Origin of the sequence: Streptomyces sp. NPDC050617, from assembly GCF_040654795.1 — a bacterium.
GTDB lineage: Bacteria > Actinomycetota > Actinomycetes > Streptomycetales > Streptomycetaceae > Streptomyces.
Genome location: NZ_JBFAIS010000019.1, coordinates 112,726 through 132,710, shown reverse-complemented (window position 1 = coordinate 132,710; position 19,985 = coordinate 112,726). Strand labels below are relative to the sequence as shown.

General features: G+C 72.0%; 19 protein-coding genes. 13 read left to right on the top strand and 6 right to left on the bottom strand.

Annotated features, from left to right (window positions below; translation table 11 throughout):
• Positions 1 to 55: 55 nt before the first annotated feature.
• Together AB0I49_RS24480 and AB0I49_RS24475 are read right to left on the bottom strand one after the other, a co-directional pair.
• Positions 56 to 694, bottom strand: a complete 639-nt coding sequence (locus tag AB0I49_RS24480; protein WP_363229196.1) for a hypothetical protein — start codon at positions 692 to 694, stop codon at positions 56 to 58.
• 63 nt (positions 695 to 757) lie between these two features.
• On the bottom strand, positions 758 to 2,113 hold the full coding sequence (locus AB0I49_RS24475; protein WP_363229195.1) for a DUF2252 domain-containing protein: 1,356 nt from the start codon (positions 2,111 to 2,113) through the stop codon (positions 758 to 760).
• Between the two features lie 180 nt (positions 2,114 to 2,293).
• Here AB0I49_RS24475 and dnaE point away from each other — a divergent pair, with 180 nt between their 5' ends.
• Positions 2,294 to 5,836, top strand: a complete 3,543-nt coding sequence (dnaE, locus tag AB0I49_RS24470) for a DNA polymerase III subunit alpha (protein WP_363229194.1) — start codon at positions 2,294 to 2,296, stop codon at positions 5,834 to 5,836.
• A 159-nt stretch (positions 5,837 to 5,995) separates the two neighbouring features.
• Here the strand turns inward: dnaE and AB0I49_RS24465 are convergent, their stop codons facing one another.
• Positions 5,996 to 6,172 carry a hypothetical protein gene (locus AB0I49_RS24465; RefSeq protein ID WP_363229193.1) on the bottom strand — a complete coding sequence of 59 codons (177 nt, stop codon included), beginning with the start codon at positions 6,170 to 6,172 and terminating at the stop codon, positions 5,996 to 5,998.
• Between the two features lie 254 nt (positions 6,173 to 6,426).
• Between AB0I49_RS24465 and AB0I49_RS24460 the strand changes: the two genes are divergently transcribed.
• From AB0I49_RS24460 to AB0I49_RS24445, 4 genes are all read left to right on the top strand, one after another.
• Positions 6,427 to 7,716 carry an NYN domain-containing protein gene (locus AB0I49_RS24460; protein ID WP_363229192.1) on the top strand — a complete coding sequence of 430 codons (1,290 nt, stop codon included), beginning with the start codon at positions 6,427 to 6,429 and terminating at the stop codon, positions 7,714 to 7,716.
• Positions 7,717 to 7,981: 265 nt separating this feature from the next.
• On the top strand, positions 7,982 to 8,953 hold the full coding sequence (locus AB0I49_RS24455) for an ABC transporter ATP-binding protein (RefSeq protein ID WP_363229227.1): 972 nt from the start codon (positions 7,982 to 7,984) through the stop codon (positions 8,951 to 8,953).
• A gap of 103 nt (positions 8,954 to 9,056) precedes the next feature.
• A complete protein-coding gene (locus AB0I49_RS24450) occupies positions 9,057 to 9,896 on the top strand; it encodes an ABC transporter permease (RefSeq protein ID WP_363229191.1) in 840 nt (279 codons plus the stop codon).
• Complete coding sequence (locus AB0I49_RS24445) at positions 9,893 to 10,588, top strand: hypothetical protein (RefSeq protein ID WP_363229190.1); 696 nt, start codon at positions 9,893 to 9,895, stop codon at positions 10,586 to 10,588. Before AB0I49_RS24450 ends, AB0I49_RS24445 begins: the two co-directional genes overlap by 4 nt.
• Positions 10,589 to 10,907: 319 nt before the next feature.
• Here the strand turns inward: AB0I49_RS24445 and ybaK are convergent, their stop codons facing one another.
• The 3 genes from ybaK to AB0I49_RS24430 are packed head-to-tail and all read right to left on the bottom strand — an operon-like array spanning position 10,908 to position 13,849.
• Positions 10,908 to 11,405: a Cys-tRNA(Pro) deacylase gene (ybaK, locus tag AB0I49_RS24440; protein ID WP_363229189.1), complete on the bottom strand. Its 498-nt coding sequence runs from the start codon at positions 11,403 to 11,405 to the stop codon at positions 10,908 to 10,910.
• A 57-nt stretch (positions 11,406 to 11,462) separates the two neighbouring features.
• Entirely contained in the window at positions 11,463 to 12,203 is a 741-nt protein-coding gene (locus AB0I49_RS24435; protein WP_363229188.1) for an LON peptidase substrate-binding domain-containing protein, read from the bottom strand.
• A 44-nt stretch (positions 12,204 to 12,247) separates the two neighbouring features.
• On the bottom strand, positions 12,248 to 13,849 hold the full coding sequence (locus AB0I49_RS24430; protein WP_363229187.1) for an oxidoreductase: 1,602 nt from the start codon (positions 13,847 to 13,849) through the stop codon (positions 12,248 to 12,250).
• A gap of 184 nt (positions 13,850 to 14,033) precedes the next feature.
• Between AB0I49_RS24430 and hisD the strand changes: the two genes are divergently transcribed.
• The 8 genes from hisD to hisF are packed head-to-tail and all read left to right on the top strand — an operon-like array spanning position 14,034 to position 19,916.
• Positions 14,034 to 15,362 carry a histidinol dehydrogenase gene (gene hisD, locus AB0I49_RS24425; RefSeq protein WP_363229186.1) on the top strand — a complete coding sequence of 443 codons (1,329 nt, stop codon included), beginning with the start codon at positions 14,034 to 14,036 and terminating at the stop codon, positions 15,360 to 15,362.
• The gene (locus AB0I49_RS24420; RefSeq protein ID WP_363229185.1) at positions 15,363 to 16,562 is read left to right on the top strand and encodes a histidinol-phosphate transaminase; all 1,200 of its coding nucleotides are present in this window, start codon (positions 15,363 to 15,365) and stop codon (positions 16,560 to 16,562) included.
• The gene (gene hisB, locus AB0I49_RS24415) at positions 16,559 to 17,152 is read left to right on the top strand and encodes an imidazoleglycerol-phosphate dehydratase HisB (protein ID WP_363229184.1); all 594 of its coding nucleotides are present in this window, start codon (positions 16,559 to 16,561) and stop codon (positions 17,150 to 17,152) included. The genes AB0I49_RS24420 and hisB overlap by 4 nt, the downstream gene beginning before the upstream one ends.
• A 43-nt stretch (positions 17,153 to 17,195) precedes the next feature.
• The gene (locus AB0I49_RS24410) at positions 17,196 to 17,363 is read left to right on the top strand and encodes a hypothetical protein (protein WP_363229183.1); all 168 of its coding nucleotides are present in this window, start codon (positions 17,196 to 17,198) and stop codon (positions 17,361 to 17,363) included.
• The gene (hisH, locus tag AB0I49_RS24405; RefSeq protein WP_363229182.1) at positions 17,363 to 18,007 is read left to right on the top strand and encodes an imidazole glycerol phosphate synthase subunit HisH; all 645 of its coding nucleotides are present in this window, start codon (positions 17,363 to 17,365) and stop codon (positions 18,005 to 18,007) included. The genes AB0I49_RS24410 and hisH overlap by 1 nt, the downstream gene beginning before the upstream one ends.
• An 11-nt stretch (positions 18,008 to 18,018) precedes the next feature.
• Positions 18,019 to 18,750: a bifunctional 1-(5-phosphoribosyl)-5-((5-phosphoribosylamino)methylideneamino)imidazole-4-carboxamide isomerase/phosphoribosylanthranilate isomerase PriA gene (priA, locus tag AB0I49_RS24400; RefSeq protein ID WP_363229181.1), complete on the top strand. Its 732-nt coding sequence runs from the start codon at positions 18,019 to 18,021 to the stop codon at positions 18,748 to 18,750.
• The gene (locus AB0I49_RS24395; protein WP_363229180.1) at positions 18,747 to 19,148 is read left to right on the top strand and encodes a RidA family protein; all 402 of its coding nucleotides are present in this window, start codon (positions 18,747 to 18,749) and stop codon (positions 19,146 to 19,148) included. Before priA ends, AB0I49_RS24395 begins: the two co-directional genes overlap by 4 nt.
• Positions 19,149 to 19,151: 3 nt before the next feature.
• Positions 19,152 to 19,916: an imidazole glycerol phosphate synthase subunit HisF gene (gene hisF / locus AB0I49_RS24390; protein ID WP_363229179.1), complete on the top strand. Its 765-nt coding sequence runs from the start codon at positions 19,152 to 19,154 to the stop codon at positions 19,914 to 19,916.
• The last annotated feature ends 69 nt before the right edge of the window (positions 19,917 to 19,985 follow it).

Genomic DNA, 19,985 nt, shown 5'->3' with positions numbered 1-19,985 from the left:
ACGGTCGTCCGACGGCCGGCCGGCTTCTCGCACGGCGGCCGTTCGACCGGATGGCTCAGGCGATCGCCGGGAGAGGCGGTCCCCGGCGGACGACCGAATGCACGAGCAGAGGGTGCTGACGAGCGGGCGGGGTGCGGCGCGCGACGCGCCGCACGGCGGCCCGTACCGGCGACACCGCCGCGGCGAGCGCGGCGAGGGCGAGCAGCAGCGGGCGGAACGCGGAGACGGCCGCGGCGCGCAGCAGCTGCCCCAGCGCCGCCTCGCCGCGCCGCAGCCAGGCCGCGCCCAGCAGCCCGAGCGCGAGGTGCGCGGCGAGCAGCAGCCAGCAGGCCGTCGCGGCGTCCGGCACGCTCGGCAGCGGCGAGCCGACCTCGCCCCCGCCGCACAGCAGGACCAGCGGCCCTCCGGTGGGGGCGGCGGCCACCTGGCCGTGGCAGGCGTCCTGCCCGGTGGTGAAGACGGCGTCGGCGGCCAGTTCCAGGGGGACGAGGAGGGCGGCGATGTGCCAGTAGCCGCGCTCCCGTCCCGCCAGCGCGTACGCGATCACGAAGACGGCGACCGACAGCGCGACGACGGTCGTCACCTGCAGCGGGGCGCCGGACAGCAGCACATGGGACGTCGCGGACAGCAGTACGCACAGCGCCGTGAAGAGCGCCGCGCGCAGAGCCCGCAGTCGTACCGCTGACATGTTCATCGGAAAGAAGTCTGTCATGGGCGGGGGTAGGGGTCGCTTAAAGGGCCGTGACCGGAGTGCGGCTCACAGGCCGGGGATGCGGCCGTTGCGGAAGAGGTCCACGAAGATCTGGTGGTCGGCCCGCGCCCGCGCCCCGTAGGAGTGCGCGAAGCCGGTCAGCAGCTCGCCGAAACCGTCCTCGTCGGCGGCGATGACCGCGTCGATGGCGCGCTCGGTGGAGAAGGGCACCAGGGAGTGGCCGCTCTGGTCGTCGGCGGCCGCGTGCATGGCGGCGGTGGCCCGGCCCAGGTCCGCGACGACGGCGGCGATCTCGGCCGGGTCGTCGATGTCCGACCAGTCGAGGTCCACCGCGTACGGCGACACCTCGGCGACCAGCTGCCCCCAGCGGCTGCCGGCCCCCTCCAGCTCCGTCCACCCCAGCCAGGGGTCGGCGTGCGCCTGGAGGGCGCGCTGCGAGATGACCGTGCGGTGGCCCTCGTGCTGGAAGTAGTCGCGCACCGCCCGGTCGGTGATGTGCCGGGAGACGGCCGGGGTCTGCGCCTGCTTCATATAGATGACGACGTCGTTCTCCAGGGCGTCGCTGTTGCCCTCCAGGAGGATGTTGTACGAGGGCAGGCCGGCGCTCCCTATCCCGATGCCCCGGCGGCCGACGACGTCCTTGACGCGGTAGGAGTCGGGCCGGGCCAGGCTGGACTCCGGGAGCGTCTCCAGATAGCCGTCGAAGGCCGCGAGGACCCGGTAGCGGTCCGCCGCGTCCAGCTCGATCGTGCCGCCGCCTGCCGTGAAGCGGCGCTCGTAGTCGCGGATCTCGGTCATCGAGTCCAGCAGCGCGAACCGGGTCCGCGAGCGCGCGTCGCGCAGCGCGTCCAGCAGCGGGCCCTCGGCGGTGTCCAGGGTGAACGGCGGCACCTCGTCATCCTTGGCGCCGGTCGCCAGGTCGTGCACGCGGGCGCGGTACGCGGCGGCGAAGACGCCCACCAGCTCGCCGATCTGCCCGTCGCTGAGCGCCTTCGAGTAGCCGATCAGCGCGATGGAGGCGGCGAAGCGCTTGAGGTCCCAGGTGAAGGGGCCCACATACGCCTCGTCGAAGTCGTTGACGTTGAAGACCAGGCGGCCGTTGGCGTCCATGTACGTGCCGAAGTTCTCGGCGTGGAGATCGCCGTGCACCCACACCCGGCTCGTGCGCTCGTCCAGGTACGCGCCGCCGTCGTCGCCCGCCGCGCCATCGGGGCCTGCGGCCAGGTCGTTGTAGAACAGGCAGGCCGTGCCCCGGTAGAAGGCGAAGGCGGAGGCGGCCATCTTCCGGAACTTGACCCGGAAGGCGGCCGGGTCGGCCGCCAGAAGGTCGCCGAAGGCGGTCTGGAAAACGGCGAGTATCTCCTCGCCGCGCCGCGTGGCCCGGTCCTGCTCGGTCGCCATCGCTGGGTCCTCCTGGGTTGTCGCGCACCGGGGACATGCGTCCCGCCGCCGGGACGTCCGTCCCACCGCCTCCAACGCGCGAGGCCGTCCGTGAGTGCCCCGCCGTTGTCGGTGGGCCGTCGTAGACTTCGTAGCCGTCTCCTCAAGCCGTCGCCGACCGTTCGCCGGAGGTCCTCCACCGTGTCCAAGCCGCCCTTCACGCACCTGCACGTGCACACCCAGTACTCGCTGCTGGACGGCGCCGCACGGCTGAAGGACATGTTCAACGCGTGCAACGAGATGGGCATGACGCATATCGCCATGTCCGACCACGGCAATCTGCACGGGGCGTACGACTTCTTCCACTCCGCCCAGAAGGCGGGGGTCACGCCGATCATCGGGATCGAGGCGTACGTGGCGCCGGAGTCGCGGCGCAACAAGCGCAAGGTGCAGTGGGGCCAGCCGCATCAGAAGCGCGATGACGTGTCCGGTTCGGGCGGTTATACGCACAAGACGATCTGGGCGGCCAACAGCACGGGGCTGCACAACCTCTTCAAGCTCTCCTCGGACGCGTACGCGGAGGGCTGGCTCCAGAAGTGGCCCCGGATGGACAAGGAGACGATCTCCCAGTGGTCGGAGGGGCTCATCGCCTCCACCGGCTGCCCCTCCGGCGAGCTCCAGACCAGGCTGCGGCTCGGCCAGTACGAGGAGGCGCGCAAGGCGGCCGGCGAGTACCAGGACATCTTCGGCAAGGACCGGTATTTCCTGGAGCTGATGGACCACGGCATCGACATCGAGCACCGGGTCCGCGAGGACCTGCTCAAGATCGGCAAAGAGCTCGGCATCCCGCCGCTGGTCACCAACGACTCGCACTACACGTACGCGCACGAGTCCACCGCGCACGACGCGCTGCTGTGCATCCAGACCGGCAAGAACCTCTCCGACCCGGACCGCTTCCGCTTCGACGGCACCGGCTACTACCTGAAGTCCACGGACGAGATGTACGCCATCGACTCCTCGGACGCCTGGCAGGAGGGGTGCCGCAACACCTTCCTGGTCGCCGAGCAGATCGACACGACCGGCATGTTCGAGAAGCGCGACCTCATGCCGAAGTTCGAGATCCCCGAGGGGTTCACGGAGGTCACCTGGTTCCAGGAGGAGGTCCGGGTCGGCATGGCCCGCCGCTACCCGGGCGGTGTCCCCGAGGACCGCCAGAAGCAGGCGGAGTACGAGATGGACGTCATCATCCAGATGGGGTTCCCGGGCTACTTCCTCGTGGTCGCCGACTTCATCATGTGGGCCAAGAACAACGGCATCGCGGTGGGCCCGGGCCGAGGCTCCGCGGCCGGCTCGATCGTCGCGTACGCCATGGGCATCACCGACCTCGACCCGATCACGCACGGGCTGATCTTCGAGCGGTTCCTCAACCCCGAGCGCGTCTCCATGCCCGATGTCGACATCGACTTCGACGAGCGCAGGCGCGTCGAGGTGATCCGGTACGTGACCGAGAAATACGGCGCCGACAAGGTCGCCATGATCGGCACCTACGGAAAGATCAAGGCGAAGAACGCCATCAAGGACTCCGCGCGCGTGCTCGGATATCCGTACGCGATGGGCGACCGGCTCACCAAGGCCATGCCCGCCGACGTCCTCGGCAAGGGCATCGACCTCTCCGGCATCACCGACCCCAAGCACCCCCGCTACAGCGAGGCGGGCGAGATCCGGGGGATGTACGAGAGCGAACCGGACGTCAAGAAGGTCATCGACACCGCGAAGGGCGTCGAGGGCCTGGTCCGGCAGATGGGCGTGCACGCGGCCGGCGTGATCATGTCCAGCGAGCCGATCGTCGACCACGCCCCGCTCTGGACGCGGCACACCGACGGCGTGACGATCACGCAGTGGGACTACCCCCAGTGCGAGTCGCTCGGCCTGCTCAAGATGGACTTCCTGGGCCTGCGCAACCTCACGATCATGGACGACGCCGTCAAGATGGTGAAGGCCAACAAGGGCATCGACCTGGAGATGCTCGACCTTCCGCTGGACGACCCCAAGACCTTCGAGCTGCTCTGCCGCGGTGACACGCTCGGCGTCTTCCAGTTCGACGGCGGCCCGATGCGCTCGCTGCTCCGCCAGATGCAGCCCGACAACTTCGAGGACATTTCCGCCGTCTCGGCCCTCTACCGGCCGGGCCCGATGGGCATGAACTCGCACATCAACTACGCGGAGCGCAAGAACGGCCGCCAGGAGATCACCCCGATCCACCCGGAGCTCGAAGAGCCCCTGAAGGAGACCCTGGGTCTGACCTACGGCCTCATCGTGTACCAGGAGCAGGTGCAGAAGGCCGCGCAGATCATCGCCGGGTACTCGCTCGGCGAGGCCGACATCCTGCGCCGCGTGATGGGCAAGAAGAAGCCGGAGGAGCTGGAGAAGAACTTCGTCCTCTTCCAGGCGGGCGCGAAGAAGAAGGGGTTCTCCGACGCCGCGATCCAGGCGCTGTGGGACGTCCTGGTGCCGTTCGCCGGCTACGCCTTCAACAAGGCCCACTCCTCGGCGTACGGCCTGGTCACCTACTGGACCGCCTACCTCAAGGCGAACTACCCCGCCGAGTACATGGCGGCGCTGCTCACCTCGGTCAAGGACGACAAGGACAAGTCGGCCGTCTATCTGAACGAGTGCCGCCGCATGGGCATCAAGGTGCTCCCGCCGAACGTCAACGAGTCCGTGCACAACTTCGCCGCCCAGGGCGACGACGTGATCCTCTTCGGCCTGGAGGCCGTCCGCAACGTCGGCACCAACGTGGTCGAGTCGATCATCCGGTCCCGCAAGGCGAAGGGGAAGTACGTCTCCTTCCCCGACTACCTGGACAAGGTCGAGGCCGCCGCCTGCAACAAGCGCACCACCGAGTCGCTGATCAAGGCGGGCGCCTTCGACACCATGGGCCACACCCGCAAGGGGCTCACCGCGCACTACGAGCCCATGATCGACAACGTGGTGCAGGTCAAGCGCAAGGAGGCCGAGGGGCAGTTCGACCTCTTCGGCGGCATGGGCGACGATGCGGCCGACGAGGGGCCGGGCTTCGGGCTCGACGTGGAGTTCTCCGACGTCGAGTGGGAGAAGACCTACCTGCTCGCGCAGGAGCGCGAGATGCTCGGCCTGTACGTCTCCGACCACCCGCTCTTCGGCCTGGAGCACGTCCTGTCGGACAAGGCCGACGCGGGCATCGGGCAGCTCACCGGCGGCGACTACTCCGACGGCTCGATCGTCACCATCGGCGGCATCATCTCCGGCCTCCAGCGCAAGATGACCAAGCAGGGCAACGCCTGGGCGATCGCCACGGTCGAGGATCTGGCCGGCTCCATCGAGTGCATGTTCTTCCCGGCGACGTACCAGCTCGTCTCCACCCAGCTCGTCGAGGACACCGTCGTCTTCGTCAAGGGCCGCCTCGACAAGCGCGAGGACATCCCGCGCCTGGTCGCCATGGAGATGATGGTCCCCGACCTGTCGAACGCCGGGACCAACGCGCCCGTGCTGATCACCATCCCCACGGTGAAGGTCACCCCGCCGCTGGTGGAGAAGCTCGGCCAGGTGCTCAGCCACCACCGCGGCTCCACCGAGGTGCGGATCAAGCTCCTGGGCGCGCGCAAGAACACCGTCCTGCGGCTCGACCGGCACCGCGTCAATCCGGACCCCGCGCTCTTCGGCGACCTCAAGGTGCTGCTGGGCCCCGCCTGCCTGGCCGGGTGAGCCGGGTGCCTGGTCGGATGATCCGCGTGTCCGTCCGGGTGATCCGGGGCCGTGACGCAGGCCGTCGCATCCCGTAGGACAGAAACAGTCCAGAAATAGGACAGAAATAAGGGGCGCACCCAATACCGGGTGCGCCCCTCGTACGCTCAGTGCGTCCGGTCAGTTGTGGCCGAACCGCCGTTCGCGCCCCTTGTGAGCCATGTTCGACGGGCTTGCCTGGGTCTGCATCTGCTCTGACTGAGCCTCCATGGAGGTGTTCTTCGACTCCTCCGCACCGCGCTCCGCCGTACTCCGTGCCTGATGCTTGTTGCGGTCGCGGTTCTTGTGCTTGCTCATCGTCATGCCTCCAGTCGGGGTCGCCCCCCGAAAACACGGTGGCACGGCCCGAACGGCACCGCATTTCGGGCAATTACCGTGAGTGAACCGGTTAATTGCCCAGCACACGTGATTTCCGCCACGCCGATGATCGAGTTCCCGCTGATAACCCCGGCACGGTCGGGCAGACTCGAAGGAAAGCCGAAGGAAAAGTCCGGGGCACAGCTGTACCGGGGGGCGACCGAACGTCTGGACTCCAGGAAAGAGGGTGGAACGTGGACCGCTGCGTCGTCCTGGTGGACGCCGGCTATCTGCTGGGCGCCGCCGCGAGCCTGCTGGCCGGGGAGCCGGCGCGATCACGCATCACCGTCGACCACGCGACCCTCATCCAGGGGCTGCGGGAGCGCGCCGAGGCCGAGACCGAACAGCCACTGCTGCGCATCTACTGGTTCGACGGCGCGCCCGACCGGGTGCCGCAGCCCGAGCACCGGCGGCTGCGCGTCATGCCGCGCGTGACCGTGCGGCTGGGGGCTCTGACCCGCAGCGACGGGCGCTGGGCGCAGAAGGGGGTGGACGCCGCCATGCACGCCGAGCTGACCGAGCTCGCCCGCAACCGCGCCTGCTCCGACATCGTGCTCGTCACCGGGGACGGGGATCTGCTGCCCGGCCTGATGTCCGCCAAGGAGCACGGCGTCGCCGTCCATCTCTGGGCCCTCCAGGCCGCCGACGGCGACTACAACCAGTCCGAGGACCTCGTCGCCGAGGCGGACGAGCGGCGCGTCCTGGACCGTACGTGGATCACCAGGGCCGTACGGACCAAGGAGCTCAGCGGGGCCTGCGCGCCGCCGCCCGTGCCGCGTCCGGAGATCGCGGCCATCCTCTCCGCGCCGCTGCCCGAGACGGCCGCGGCCGCCGTCTCCGGCAACGGCACGGTCGAGCGGGCGCCCCAGCGCAACGGCGCGGGCCCGCCGTCCGGCCCCGCCGCCGACGGCGACCCGCGGTCCCGGCCGGACCCCGCCGTGGCCGCCGAACCGGCCGGGAAGGGGGCGCCCACGGGCGTGCCCACCCCCAAGGACCTCGCCGGTCTCGGACCGGGGCGCGGCTCCGGCTCCCCGCCGGTCCAGCAGCCGGCGCCCAGCGCCACCCTGCGGTGGTCCTCCGACAAAGGGTGGGTGGAGCGGGGCTCCGGACCGGGCGGCGGCGAGCCCTCCGAGACCTCGGCCCTGCCCACGCTCGCCCAGCTCACCAGCGCCGAGCAGCGCTGGGCCGACCGGGAAGAGGACATCACCACCGTCGGCGGCGACCCCTTCGAGGTCGGCCAGGTCTTCGCGCGGCGCTGGACCGAGCGCCTCTCCGACACCTCGCACCTCCAGCTGATCTCCACCGAATACCCCCGCATCCCGCACCGCATCGACGGCGAACTGCTGCGCTACGCGGCCCGCTTCGGCCTGCTCGCCCACAAGGACGACCAGATCGACGAACACGACCGCTACGCGATCCGCGCCGGCTTCTGGCGCGAACTCGACTCCCGCACGGCCGCCGAGCACTCACCGGCCGGGGACTGAAGCTCCCCAGCAGCCCGACCCGGCCGCTCCGCCGACGGGGCGGAGGGCAGCGCGCACGGGCCCGAACCGGGCCGTGGCTGTCGGGCGCCGCGGCGCTCCGCCGGGGCCGCGACCGGAGTTCGGGCGTGAGCGGGGCCCGCGCCGCGGCGTGGCACGGGCGACCCGCGGGCGGGGTGAGGTGCTCGGGCGCGTACCCTCGTAGCTCGTGAGGACGGGCGCGAGAGTGACGGAGCGGAGCTCCGGCGGCGAGGTGACGGGCGACGCGGTGTGCACCGTGCGCGGTCTGGTCAAGACCTATCCCGCCGCACGCGGCCGCCGCGGCACCGCCGACGCCCCCGCCGTCCGGGCCAGCGACGGCGTCGACCTCGACGTGCGGCGCGGTGAGATCTTCGGGCTGCTCGGCCCCAACGGCGCCGGCAAGTCCACCCTCGTCCGGCAGCTCACCGGCCTGCTGCGGCCCGACGGCGGCAGCGTCGAACTCCTCGGCCACGACCTGGTCCGCCACCCCGAGCGCGCCGCCCGCCTGATCGGCTACCTCGGGCAGGAGTCCAGCGCGCTGGACGAGCTGACCGTCGCCCTCGCCGCCGAGACCACCGGCCGGCTGCGCGGCCTGGACCTGCGCACGGCCCGCGCCGAGCGCGACGCGGTCCTCGACGAGCTGGGGCTCGCCCCCATCGCCGGACGCCCGCTGAAGAAGCTCTCCGGCGGCCAGCGCCGGCTCGCCTGCTTCGCCGCGGCGCTGGTGGGGGAGCGGCCCATGCTCGTACTCGACGAGCCCACCACCGGCATGGACCCGGTCGCCCGCCGGGCCGTGTGGGCCGCCGTGGACCGCCGCCGCGCCGAGCGCGGCGCCACCGTGCTGCTCGTCACCCACAACGTCATCGAGGCCGAGACCGTACTCGACCGGGTCGCCGTGCTGGAGCGCGGCCGGATCATCGCCTGCGACACCCCCGCAGGGCTCAAGGCGCTCGTCGCCGACGAGGTGCGGGTGGAGCTGGTGTGGCGCGACGCGCCGCCGCTGGACGTACCGGAGGTGGCCGCGCTGCGCGACGGCGCGGCCGAGGCGGGCCGCCGCTGGACGCTGCGGCTCGGCCCGGCCGAGGCCCGTGCCGCCGTCGCCGCCGTCACCGGCGGCCCCGCCTTCGCGGCGCTCGACGACTTCACGCTCGCCACGCCCAGCCTGGAGGACGTGTATCTGGCCCTCGGCGGCCGGGCGGAGGGGCTGGTGAAGGGATGAGCCGCGGGGTGACGCCGGAGGTGCGGGGGCCGGGCGCCGCCGCCGGGCGGTTCGCAGCGACCGTGACGAACGCAGCGAACGCAGCGAAGGGGAGCAGCGCAACGTGAGTGCCGTGTCCGCCGAGGCGGTGACCGGAGGGGTCCGGACCGAGCCGGAGGCCGAGCCCCATCCGTGGGACGGCGGCGGGGCCGCCCCGCTCGCGCCGCGGGCCCGGCTGCTGCCGTCGCTCGCGGCCGTGTACCGGGCGCAGCTCTCGCGGGCGCGGGTGGCGCGCATCCCGCTGCTGTTCGTGGCCACCTTCCAGTCGGTCGGGATCATGATCCTGATGCGCGGGGTGGTCGACGGCGGCGACGAGGCGCGCGCCGTGGTGGCCGGCTCCAGCGTGCTGGTCGTCGCGTTCGTCGCGCTCAACCTGCTCGCGCAGTACTTCGGCCAGCTGCGGGCCAGCGGCGGCCTCGACCACTACGCCACGCTGCCGGTGCCGCCGGCCGCCGTGGTGCTGGGCGCGGCCGGCGCGTACGCGTCCTTCACGGTGCCCGGCACGGCCGTCACCGCGGTCGTCGGCAGCGTCCTGTTCAAGCTGCCGCTGACCCATCTGTGGGTGCTCGTCGCCGTGATCCCGCTCGCCGGAGCGGCGCTCGCGGGGCTCGGTGCGGCGCTCGGGCTGCTCGCCCCGCGCCAGGAACTGGCCACCCTGTGCGGCCAGTTGGGCATGTCCGCGGCGCTGCTGCTCGGTGTGCTGCCGGCCGCGCACCTGCCCGCCGTGCTCGGCCTCGCGCGCGACCTGCTGCCGTCCACGTACGGGGTGGAGGCGCTGGCCCGCTGCTTCGACGCGCACCCCGACTGGCTCGCGGTCGGCGCGGATCTGGGGGTCTGCGCGGCGGTGGGCGTGGTCTCGCTGGCCGCCGCGACCTGGGCGTACCGCCGGGCGGCCGTCCGATGACGCGCCGGGAGACCCGTCCTGCTGCCGACGGTACGTCGCCGACCTGGCACGATGGCGGGGTGACCGCACCGTTGACGCCGCACGAGCAGCCACCCGAAGAGCCCCCGGCCCAGGGCGCGCACCCGGACCCGCAGCAGGAGCCGGGGGAGCCGGGCATGGCCCGCGAGCTGCGGCAGGCGGCGGTCATCGCCGTGGCCGTGGCGGTGTCCGGGGTGCTGCTGGGGCTGCTGTGGCTCTGGCTCGCGCCGCGCCTGCCGCTGATCTCCGACGACCGGGCCGTCTACCTCAAGAACCCCGAGGGCGAGGAGGCGATCGGCATGGACGGCACCTTCGTCCTGCTGGCGCTCGGCTTCGGCGTCCTCAGCTCGGCCGTCGTCTTCTGGCTCCGCCGCCGCGGCGGCATCGCCCTGGTCGTCGGGCTCGTCGTCGGCGGGCTGCTCGGCTCCGTGCTCGCCTGGCGGGTGGGCGTCTGGCTCGGCCCCGAGACCGATATCGTCGCCGCCGCCAGGTCGGCCGGGAAGGGCGTGGTCTTCGACGCGCCGCTCAAGATCAGCGCGAAGGGCGCGCTGCTGGCCTGGCCGTTCGCGGCGATGGTCGTGCATCTGGTGCTGACCGCGCTGTTCGGCCCCCGCGACCCCGAGCCCGAACCGCAGTGGCCCGACCCGGTCCCGCCGCTTCCGGACGGCCGCTGACACGCTGCGGCCCCGTACGAAACGCCGTCGGCACGCTGCGGCCCCGTACGAAACGGCCGTCGGCACGCGTCCACCAGGCCGGCCCGAGCGCCGGGCCGGCCCCGAGGCGGTGCCTCGCGCGCGGTGCCTACGCGGGGCGCTTCCCGTGGTTCGACTTGTTCTTCTTGATCCGCCAGCGGCGTTTGCGGGTGCGCTTGGACATGAGCGGCCCTCCCTGAGCGGGCGCCCGAGCGGCGGCCCGCCCCTCGGTCCTAGCCGAACGGACCGCAAGGGTCCAGAGGAACCGCAGGTTCAGGGCTAGGACGGAAGCCCTCGGCGCTCAGGCGCGCGCGATCGGCGCGACGACCGCGCCCGTGAGCTCCGCCAGATCGCCCGGCGCCAGCTCGACCTCCAGGCCCCGGCGCCCCGCCGAGACGCAGATCGTGGGATAGCCGCTCGCCGAGGCGTCCAGCGCCGTCGGCAGCTTCTTGCGCTGCCCCAGCGGCGAGATGCCGCCCCGCACATAGCCGGTGGTCCGCTCGGCCGCCGCCGGGTCGGCCATCGCCGCGCGCTTGCCGCCCACCGCCGAGGCCAGCGCCTTCAGGTCCAGAGAGCCGGAGACCGGCACCACGGCCACCGTCAGCGCCCCGTCCACCTCGGCCACCAGGGTCTTGAAGACCTGGCCCGGATCGACGCCGAGGGCCTGCGCGGCCTCCTCGCCGTAGGACGCGGCGGCCGGGTCGTGCTCGTACGCGTGCAGGGTGAAGGCGGTGCCGGCCGCGGTGAGCGCGACGGTGGCGGGCGTGCCGCCGGACTGCTGCTTCTTGGACTTCTTCACCGGGACTCTCCGGAACTCTCCGCGATACGCGATAGGGGTCGCTGCGGCGCCGCGCCGTCAGTTCGGGCTGGTCGGCCGACGGGTCAGCTCCACGGCGGGCACCGACGGGAGCTTACCGATCACCGCCGCCTCCGCGCGCAGCACCTTCAGCTCCTCCGCCAGCCGCGACGCGGTGTCCGGCGCCTGGAGCAGCCGCTGCTTGGTCGGGGTGTCCAGCACCGCCGCCGCCGCGACCAGATACGACAGCACCGCCGGCTCGTCCGGCAGGTCGCTCTCGCCCGACAGCGACCGCTCGCGCGCCCCGGCCAGCCGCTTCTGATATGTGCGGAAGGCCCGTACGACACCGGAGGCGAGGGCTCCGGCGCCGTCGCCCTCCTCCTCCTCGACCTCCTCGACCTCGCCCGTCAGATACGAGCCGCTCGCGTCGACCGACAGCAGCCGGAACCGGGTGGTGCCGGTGGCCAGCACCTCGTACGAGCCGTCCTCGCGCTCCCGGATCGTGGCGGCGTCCGCCGCGCAGCCCACCGCGTAGAAGGCGTTCATCGGGTCGGCCCCGAACCCCGCGCCGGGGCCGCGCTCCAGCCGCCCCGTCTCGTCCGGCAGCCCCGGAGCGCTGAACGCGACCTCGCGGCCGTCGCGGATGGCGACCACCCCGAAGCGGCGTGGCTCCTCCTCGGGGAGCTCGGAGAGGTCGCGCATCAGCGCGCGGTACCGCTGCTCGAAGACGTTCAGGGGCATCACGAGGCCCGGGAACAGCACCGAGTTCAGCGGGAAGAGCGGAAGGCGCGCGGTGGTCACAGCCCGCAAGCCTAATAGCCGCCGGAGCCGTCCCGTCCGCCGTTTCACTGGCGGCGCAGCAAGCGGGTCGCTCCGGCGGCCACCGTGGTGGCGAGTATCCAGCCCAGCAGGATCAGCGCGGTGGCCGCCCACTGCGCGACGCCCAGCGGCTTCCAGTACGTGTCCTGGCCCAGGTCGATGACGGGCAGCAGGAGGTCCAGGGCGTACAGCGGCGCGTTCCAGTGCGGGGCCTGGCCGCGCACCAGGGCGTCCGGCGGGTACAGCGAGAAATACAGCGCGCCCACCGCCCACAGCACCGCCATCCACACCAGGGCGCGCCCCGGCTTGTAGCCGTAGGCGACCGTCCAGTCCTGGAGATAGCCCCACGCCTTCCCGGCGAGCGGCAGCGTCTCCCGGCGGCGGCGCTGCTTGGCGAGCAGCGCCTCCCGCGCGTCCGCGTCCTCGCCGCTGTTGCGCAGCGCCCCGGCCAGCTGCTCGTACGGCTCCGGCGCGTACTCCGGGGTCGCGGCCGCCACCCACTCCAGCCGCCGCGACAGCGGGAAGTGGCCGTGCGGGATCAGCGTCTCGTAGGCGAACCCGGCCATCACCAGGCCGCCCGGCCCCGGCCAGCTCGACGCCCGGTCGATGAGGTTGCCGACCTTGGCGCCGGACAGGACGACCCGCCCGCGCTGCTGCGCCTCGCCGAGGAACCGCAGCTCGGGCGTCTGGATGCGGCGCAGCGACAGCTCCTGCTCGGTCTCCATCACGAACCGCGCCTGGCTGAAGTCGATGGCGTCCCCGAACCGCCCGTCGTCCAGCCGCACCCCGCCCTGGCACTCGAAGGGCTGCATGCGCGTACCGCGCTCGGGGGTGACGGGGATGCCGTACGGCGGCGTGGTGCCGCTGCTGAACGGCGACGCGCCCGTCAGCCCCGCCGCCGTCATATAGAGGGTCCGCTCGACGGTCAGCTGCGGGGCGTTGAGCGCGCGCCGCCCGAACGGGTTGTTGAGCCGGGAGCCGCGGAAGCTCAGCGAGACGCCGATCTGCGCGCCGCGCAGGCTCAGCTCGCCGTACGACTCCATCATCTCGGCCTGGAGGTCCTGTGCGACGGTCAGCCCGTCCGCGGCGATGGACCGGTCGTGCCGGTCCTTGTGCACGGTGAGCTGGTTGAGCAGCAGGTCCGTGCCGATATGGGCGTCGGTGAGGCGGATGCCGTTCTCCACCGTGCAGCGCGGCAGATGCAGATCGCCCTCCGTGGTCAGCCGCGCCGCCTCCAGCCGGGGTATCGAGCAGCCGATCAGCCGCAGCGTGGTGAACCGCGACTCGGGCAGCAGCACCTGCTCCTCGAACCGGCAGTTCTGCATCTCCACATACGGCACGACCGTGCCGCCGGAGATGTTCAGCACCCCGCTGATCTGCGCCCCGATCAGCTTCAGGGAGGAGACCCGGCCAGGCTGGGCGGGCGGGCCGTTCAGCATCAGGAGCGCGACGACCCGCGCCCGGACCGTGCGCTCGGGGCCCCAGGTGTGCGGGCCCGTCGGATCGTTCTGCTCGGGGTGGGGGGTGCGCAGATCGTGTGTGCTGCCGTTGCGGAACGCCTGCCACATGCCCCACTCGGCCGTGGTGAGTTCAAGACCGGCGGGCGGCTCGCTGGGCGGCTCGGACATGGCCACACCCCCTCCGAAATCGCCGTACGCCTGTACGGCACCCCATTCCCGCTGTGTGACTGCTTGAACGCGTGTGGTCAGAGAGAAGCGGCCCCCGGCCATATCGGTGAGAGAGGCGGGGCGGAGATATCAGGGAGTGATACAGGGCGTCGGCCGCCGGAGCGGGTCTGAGACAATTGACCGTGTGATCTCCCGAATCGATCTGCGCGGCGCCGCCGCGGCCGAGGGTTCCCCCGAGGCCGTCATCGACCGCGACCTGCTGCCCCGAGCCGAACTCGACGTCGAGGCCGCCCTGGAGAAGGTGCGGCCCATCTGCGAGGACGTGCATCATCGGGGCACCGCGGCGCTGATCGACTACGCGGAGCGCTTCGACGGCGTACGGATCGACCGGGTCCGGGTGCCCGCCGAGGCCATCGCCCGCGCCCTTGAGGACCTCGATCAGGACGTACGGGCCGCCCTGGAGGAATCGATCAGGCGCGCCCGCCTCGTCCACCGCGAGCAGCGCCGCACCGACGCGACCGTCAAGGTCGTGCCCGGCGGCACCGTCACCGAGCGCTGGGTCCCCGTCGAGCGCGTCGGCCTGTACGTACCGGGCGGCAACGCCGTCTACCCCTCCTCCGTCGTCATGAACGTCGTGCCCGCCCAGGAGGCGGGCGTCGGCTCGCTCGCCGTCTCCTCCCCGCCGCAGAAGGACTTCGGCGGCCTGCCGCACCCGACGATCCTCGCCGCGTGCGCGCTGCTCGGCGTCGACGAGGTGTACGCCGCGGGCGGCGCCCAGGCCATCGCGATGTTCGCGTACGGCACCGACGAGTGCCGCCCCGCCCAGCTCGTCACCGGCCCCGGCAACATCTGGGTCGCCGCCGCCAAACGCCTGCTCAAGGGCCGTATCGGCATCGACGCCGAGGCCGGGCCGACCGAGATCGCCGTCCTCGCCGACGACACCGCCGACGCCGCGCACGTCGCCGCCGACCTGATCAGCCAGGCCGAGCACGACACGCTGGCCGCCGCCGTCCTCGTCACGCCCTCCGAGGCGCTCGCCGAGGCCGTCGAAGCCGCGCTGGCCACCCAGGTCGCCGCGACCAAGCACCGCGAGCGGATCACCGAGGCGCTCGCCGGCCGCCAGTCCGGCATCGTCCTCGTCGACTCCCTCGACCACGGCCTCGCCGTCGTCGACGCCTACGCCGCCGAGCACCTGGAGATCCAGACCGAGAACGCGGCCCAGGTCGCCGCCCGGGTCCGCAACGCGGGCGCCGTCTTCGTCGGCCCGTACGCCCCCGTCTCCCTCGGCGACTACTGCGCCGGCTCCAACCACGTCCTGCCCACCGGCGGCTGCGCCTGCCACTCCTCCGGCCTGTCCGTCCAGTCCTTCCTGCGCGGCATCCATGTCGTGGACTACACCCGCGACGCGCTCGCCGAGGTCACCCGCCATGTGGTGACGCTCGCCGAAGCCGAGGATCTGCCCGCACACGGAGCCGCGCTCAAGGCGCGGTTCGACTGGAAGGTGCCCGAGTAAGTGACCGGGATTGACGATCTCCCCATCCGGGACGAGCTGCGCGGCAAGTCCCCGTACGGGGCGCCCCAGCTCGACGTGCCCGTACGCCTGAACACCAACGAGAGCCCGTACCCGCTGCCCGAGCCGCTGGTGCGGCGGATCGCCGAGCGCGTCGGCGAGGCCGCCCGCTCCCTCAACCGCTACCCCGACCGGGACGCCGTCGAGCTGCGCCGCGAACTCGCCGCGTACCTCACGCGCACCGCGGGGCACCGCGTCGCCACCGAGAACGTCTGGGCGGCCAACGGCTCCAACGAAATCATCCAGCAGCTGCTCCAGACCTTCGCCGGGCCCGGCCGCACGGCGATCGGCTTCGAGCCCTCGTACTCGATGCACGCGCTCATCTCGCGGGGCACCGGCACCGGCTGGATCTCCGGCCCCCGCAACGACGACTTCACCATCGACGTCGACGCCGCCGTACGGGCCATACACGAGCAGCGGCCCGACGTGGTCTTCGTCTGCTCGCCCAACAACCCCACCGGCACCGCCGTCGAGGCGGAGACCGTGCTGCGGCTGCACGACGCGGCCCAGGCGGCCCGCGGCGGGCGCGGCGCGCTCGTCGTCGTGGACGAGGCGTACGGCGAGTTCAGCCACCGCCCCTCGCTGCTCCCGCTCATCGAGGGCCGCCCCCGCCTCGTCGTCTCCCGCACCATGTCCAAGGCGTTCGGCGCGGCCGGGCTGCGCCTGGGCTACCTCGCCGCCGACCCGGCCGTCGTCGACGCCGTCCAGCTGGTCCGCCTGCCGTACCACCTGTCCTCCGTCACCCAGGCCACCGCGCTCGCCGCGCTGGAGCACACCGATACGCTGCTGGGGTACGTGCGGCAGCTCAAGGCCGAACGCGACCGCCTGGTCACCGAATTGCGGGCCATCGGCTGCCAGGTCACCGACTCGGACGCCAACTTCGTGCAATTCGGCCGTTTCGACGGTGTGGGCGGCGCGCACGCCGCCTGGCAGGCCATCCTCGACCAGGGGGTGCTGGTCCGCGACAACGGCGTACCGGGCTGGCTGCGGGTCACCGCCGGCACCCCGGCCGAGAACGACGCGTTCCTGGACGCGGTGCGCACGCTTTTCAAGGACCGCAGTACAAAGGCCGGCAATACGCAGGCCGGCAGTGCGCAGGACCACAGCTCGCAGGACCGCAGCACGAAGGAGACCAAGCGATGAGCCGCGTCGGGCGCGTGGAGCGCACCACCAAGGAGACCTCGGTCCTCGTCGAGATCGACCTCGACGGCACGGGACAGGTGGACGTCTCGACCGGGGTCGGCTTCTACGACCACATGCTCGACCAGCTCGGCCGCCACGGCCTCTTCGACCTCAAGGTCAAGACCGACGGCGACCTGCACATCGACACCCACCACACCATCGAGGACACCGCCCTCGCGCTCGGCGCCGCCTTCCGGCAGGCGCTCGGCGACAAGGTGGGCGTCTACCGCTTCGGCAACTGCACGGTGCCGCTGGACGAGTCCCTCGCCCAGGTCACCGTCGACCTCTCCGGCCGCCCCTACCTGGTGCACACGGAGCCCGAGAACATCGCGCCGATGATCGGCACGTACGACACGACGATGACCCGGCACATCCTGGAGTCCTTCGTCGCGCAGGCCCAGGTCGCGCTGCACGTCCACGTCCCGTACGGGCGCAACGCGCACCACATCGTGGAGTGCCAGTTCAAGGCGCTGGCGCGGGCCCTGCGCTACGCCGCGGAGCGCGACCCGCGTGCCGCGGGAATCCTTCCCTCGACGAAGGGCGCACTGTGAGCGGCGTGTTCGCGGGTGGAGAAGTGAACGGAGAGACAGAGAAGTGACCGGCCTTTCCAGCATTCTGATCGTCGTGGGGCTCTTCCTCGCCGGCGGCGTCTACTCCTTCTGGAAGCAGAAGATGCCGAAGGGCCTCATCGTGCTCGTCTCGATCGGCGCCGTGATGTGCCTGGTCGCGGGCGTCATGCGGCTGCAAGGAGTCTGGGACTGATGGGCGGCTCCGCGAAGAAGGCCGTGGTCTTCGACTACGGCTTCGGCAACGTACGCTCCGCCGAGCGGGCGCTCGCGCACGTCGGCGCGGACGTCGAGATCACCCGCGACTACGACCGGGCGATGAACGCCGACGGGCTGCTGGTGCCCGGCGTCGGCGCGTTCGCCGCCTGCATGGCGGGGCTCCGCGAGGCCCGCGGCGACTGGATCGTCGGCCGCCGCCTCGCCGGGGGCCGCCCGGTCATGGGCATCTGCGTCGGCATGCAGATCCTCTTCCAGCGCGGCATCGAGCACGGCGTCGAGACCGAGGGCCTCGACGAATGGCCCGGCTCCGTCGAGCCCCTCAAGGCCCCGGTCGTGCCCCACATGGGCTGGAACACCGTCGAACCCGCCGCCGGATCGCGGCTGTTCGAAGGACTCGACGCCGACGCGTACTACTACTTCGTGCACTCCTACGCGGTGCGCGAGTGGGGCTTCGAGATCTCCAACGACCACATCAACCCCCCGAAGGTCACCTGGGCGACGCACGGCGAGCCGTTCGTCGCCGCGGTCGAGAACGGCCCGCTGTGGGCCACCCAGTTCCACCCCGAGAAGTCCGGCGACGCCGGAGCCCAGCTCCTGACCAATTGGCTCAAGACCCTCTAGGACCCGCCTCCATGAGCTCCAACCGCCTCGAACTCCTCCCCGCCGTCGACGTCCGCGACGGCCAGGCCGTACGCCTCGTACACGGCGAGTCCGGCTCCGAGACGTCCTACGGCGACCCGCTCTCCGCGGCCCTCGCCTGGCAGCGGGCGGGCGCCGAATGGCTGCATCTGGTGGACCTCGACGCGGCCTTCGGCACCGGCGACAACCGGGCGCGGATCGCCGAGGTCGCCCAGGCCATGGACATCAAGGTCGAGCTCTCCGGCGGCATCCGCGACGACGCCTCGCTCGCCGCGGCCCTCGCCACCGGCTGCACCCGCGTCAACCTCGGCACCGCCGCCCTGGAGGCCCCGGAGTGGGTCGCCAGGATCATCGCCGACCACGGGGACCGCATCGCGGTCGGCCTCGACGTGCGCGGCACCACCCTGCGCGGGCGCGGCTGGACCCGCGACGGCGGCGACCTGTACGAGACCCTCGCCCGCCTCGACTCCGAGGGCTGCGCCCGCTACGTCGTCACCGACATCGCCAAGGACGGCACGCTCCAGGGACCCAACCTGGAGCTCCTGAAGAACGTGTGCGCCGCGACCGACAAGCCCGTCGTCGCCTCCGGAGGCGTCTCCTCCCTTGACGACCTGCGCGCGCTCGCCACGCTGGTACCGGAGGGCGTCGAAGGCGCCATCGTGGGCAAGGCCCTTTACGCCAAGGCGTTCACCTTGGAAGAAGCGTTGGAGGCTGTGTCCGTATGACCGCACCCGAGCCCGTGCAGCGCGTGAGTACCCATTCGCCTTATGAGGAAGCCTTCGGATACTCGCGGGCCGTACGGCTCGGAAACGGGCTGGTGCTGGTCTCCGGCTGCACCTCGGTCGTGGACGGCGCCATCGCGCACGAGGGCGATCCGTACGAGCAGGCCCGCACCGCGTTCGGGGTGGCCTTCGAGGCCCTGGAGAAGTTCGGCCTCGGCCCCGGGGACGTCGTACGCACCCGGATGTACCTCACACACGCCCGTGACGTGGACGCCGTGGGCCGCGCCCACAAGGAACTGTTCGACGCGGTCCGCCCGGCCGCCTCGATGATCGTCGTATCCGGCTTCGTCGACTCCCGCATGGTCGTCGAAATCGAAGTGGAAGCATTCCGAGGAGCCTGAACCATGACCCTCGCGGTCCGAGTGATCCCCTGCCTGGACGTGGACGGCGGCCGGGTCGTCAAGGGCGTCAACTTCCAGAACCTGCGCGACGCGGGCGACCCCGTGGAGATGGCCAAGATCTACGGGGAGGAGGGCGCCGACGAGCTGACGTTCCTCGACATCACCGCCTCCTCCGGCAACCGGGAGACCACCTACGACGTGGTCCGCCGCACCGCCGAGCAGGTCTTCATCCCGCTGACCGTCGGCGGCGGCGTCCGCACCGCCGACGACGTCGACAAACTGCTGCGCGCCGGAGCCGACAAGGTCGGCGTCGCCACCGCCGCCATTGAGCGGCCGGAGCTGATCCGGGAGATCGCCGAACGGTTCGGCAGCCAGGTCCTCGTGCTCTCCGTCGACGCCCGCCGCACTGACGCGGGCACCGCGTCCGGCTTCGAGGTCACCACCCACGGCGGTCGCCGCGGTACGGGCCTCGACGCCGTCGAATGGGCGCACCGCGCGGCCGAACTGGGCGCGGGGGAGATCCTCCTCAACGCCATGGACGCCGACGGCACCAAGGACGGCTACAACACCGACATGATCGCGGCCGTCCGCCGCCATGTGTCCGTCCCCGTCATCGCCAGCGGCGGCGCGGGCCGCCTCGAACACTTCGCCCCGGCCGTCGAGGCAGGCGCGGACGCGGTACTGGCCGCCTCCGTCTTCCACTTCGGCGACCTGCGCATCGGCGAGGTGAAGGACGCGCTGCGGGGGGCCGGCCAGCCGGTTCGCTGACGCGGCGCCTCCCGTGGCGGGCACGCCGGAGCCCCCTGCGATCAGAGGGGCTCCGGCGTACCCTGCGCA